Here is a 2888-nt window from a genome sequence, read left to right as displayed (position 1 = left end):
CTTATCAGGGCATCACTCAGCCGCACCGGCAAATGGGCTGGCAGCGTCGCCTTTGTCGGGGGTGCCGTATCCGACATCCTCAATCCGCTGGCGCCGTTCGCCGCCTATGTCGCGCTGGTCGCCGCGGTGGCCGCAATCATCATCGCCATTGCCATCGTGCTCCGGCTGGTGCTGGCGGCCAAGGCGCTGCCGGCCTTGATCTTCGCCACCAGTGCGGCGGCCGTCGCCGGCGGCGTCTACGGCCTGCAGCAGCAGACCAACGCCCAGCACGGGGTGATCGCCAGCCTGGTGCCGGCCATTGCCGGGCTGCAGCAGTCGATGGGCATCGTTACCGAGAAAGTTGCGAAGATCGAGCAGACCGTCACGCAGACGCAAAAGACGGTCGAGGCGGTCAAGCAGTCGACCGACACGGTGGCGAAAAAGACCGACGAGATCGCGTCCGTCCAGTAGCAGCAGACTGAGCAGACGGCGGAAGTGCAGAAGACCACCGACGAGGTGAAGAAGGAGACCGAGACGCTGGTCGCCGGCCAGGCGCAGCAGCAGGCCCAGACCGAGAAGCTGCAAGCGACGACCGTGCAGATCGCCGCCTCGATCGACATCATCGCCAAGGGCTTTGCCGCCCTTGCCGCGCAGGGCGGGGCGATCGCCGAGCCGAAGCGGCCGGACGAGTTCTACCACAATGCGCGAGTCTACGAGCTGTCCGGCGACATGCTGAATGCGCGGCGCTCCTACCTCGCCTTTGCCGGCTTCGACGTCGACGCCATCGACCCCTATACGCGCTTTGCCACGCTGCTTCGGGTGCAGGACGGCAAGGCCGGCGCGCGCGAGGTGTTCGGCGCGCTTGCCGACAAGGGCAAGGCGCTGTCGATCAAGCTCGTGCATATCCAGCAGTTCGACGACGCCCAGCGCCTCGACAAGCTCAACGCCTTCGTCGCCGCCCATGCCGATTTCGCGCCGGCCTATTTCCTGCTGGCGCAGGAGTTTTCGGAGGACCGGCTCGGCGCCCAGACGCTGGCCGACAAGCGCAACGAGGCCAAGGCGCTGACCAAATTCATGGCCTACGAGAAGGATGGCGGGCTGCTCAAATATTTCGTCGACCAGACGCAGCTCGCCGACTGGCTGGACCGCAGCCGCAGCCGGCTGGCGGCGCTTGGCGACGTGCTCGACCCCGCCCGCTTCGTGCCTTCGCTGACGCCGATGCGCTCCAACCAGGGCTGGTCGATGACCATCTCGCTGCCCGAGCCGGCGACCGCCATCTCCTGGCGCATGGGCGACAGCGGTCCTTTCACCGACACCGGTTTCCTGGCCATGAACGACCCGACGACCGGCAAGCCGATGGCCAATCCGAGCTTCGAGATGCCCGACAGCACCGTGGCGGGGATCATTGCGATCAAATATCTCGATATCAGGGGCCGCGAGACCGGCCCGTTCGACATCCGCTTCGACCCCGAAACAGCGCTTCAGCAAGGCAACAAGCAGATCCTCGACCAGTTCTGGACCTCGTGGATCGCCTTCGATGCCAGCGGCAACCACGGCCTGGTCTATTTCACCCAGATGCTGTCCTACCGCTGCGCCATCAAACAGGTGCATTACAGCCTGAACGGCGCGGCACTCGACAAGGAGATCAAGATGCCGCCTTGCGACAAGAAGGACCCCTACGCCATTCCCTACGATTACCAACCCTATTTCAAGGTCGCCGACAGCGTGAAATCGATGTCGGTGCAGGTTACCTACACCGACGACACCAAGTCGCCGGTGCGGGAATACAAGCGACAGTAGCTCACCCTCCCCTTGTGGGGAAGGTGAAGGTGCGCGATGCAAAAATGCCCTGTCGCAGTGCTTGCGCAACCGCCGCCGAACGGTTCAGTTTGCGCCTTCAGAATCGGTGACAGCGCAATGACCATCCACACCATCAAGGCCAGAGGCATTTCGGTTTCGCTCGACCTCACGGTCGGCCACATCGCCGACATGGTCGTCGAGGGCGGCGGGCGGCAGCTGAAGCCGCTGCATCGCGCGCCCTGGGTCGATGCGAACGAGACGCTGCCGAAAGACCTGCCGGAAGGCACGGTTCGGCTGTCCGGCGATTTCCTCTGCGCGCCGTTTTCGCGCAGCGATGTCGAGGAAGCGCCGCTGCATGGCTGGACGGCCAACAGCGCCTGGGATGTCGTCGAAAGTGTCGCGACCGACGATGGCTGGCGCGCCGTCTACCGCTTGCGGCACAAGGTAATGGGCGCTTCGGTCGACAAGATCCTGACGCTGCACGACGGCCATCCCTTCCTCTACCAGGAGCATGCGTTTTCAGGCGGCCATGGTGCCATCTCGGTCGCCCATCACCCGATGACGGCCATGACCGGCGGCGGCAGGCTGGCCTTTTCGCCGAAGCGTTTTGCCGCGACGCTGGACGACCCGCTGGAGCCCGATCCCGCACGCGGCCGCTTCATGCTCGCCTATCCGGCGCGCTCCGCCGATCTCGGTCATTTTCCCGCCGCCGGCGGCGGCACGCTCGACCTGACGGAATACCGTATGGATGACCGCCGCGAGGATTTCATCACGCTGGTCGAAGCCGACCATGGCGGGCCGGGATGGACCGCGCTTGCACGACAGGCCGAGGACGATCTGGTGCTGGTGCTGAAGAACCCGGCCGAACTGCCAATCACCATGCTGTGGTTCAGCAATGGCGGGCGCGACTACGCCCCATGGAGCGGCCGCCACCTTGGCGTGCTCGGCATCGAGGATGGCCGCGCTGCCGTCGGCCATGCCGCCTCGATCGGCGACAACTGGCTGAAGCGCGAAGGGGTGGCGACCGCTTTTGCGCTGGGCGAAGGCCAAAGCGTGTCCTTTCGCCACGTCATCGGCGTCCTGCCGCTGTCGGGCGGCGAGCCGCCGCG

The 2888-nt window shown here is 65.3% G+C and carries 1 protein-coding gene and 1 pseudogene; both read left to right on the top strand.

Features of this window, described 5'->3' with window-relative positions; all coding sequences use genetic code 11:
* Positions 1–1779, top strand: a pseudogene (locus tag EN925_RS30595) (methyl-accepting chemotaxis protein); the annotation flags it as partial.
* A 117-nt stretch (positions 1780–1896) separates the two neighbouring features.
* On the top strand, positions 1897–2888 hold a 992-nt coding region (locus EN925_RS30590; RefSeq protein ID WP_128337159.1), incomplete at its 3' end, for a hypothetical protein.

It is taken from the genome of Mesorhizobium sp. M7A.F.Ca.US.006.04.2.1 (assembly GCF_004022915.1).
Lineage (GTDB): Bacteria > Pseudomonadota > Alphaproteobacteria > Rhizobiales > Rhizobiaceae > Mesorhizobium > Mesorhizobium ciceri.
This window is presented reverse-complemented; position numbering and strand designations above follow the sequence as displayed.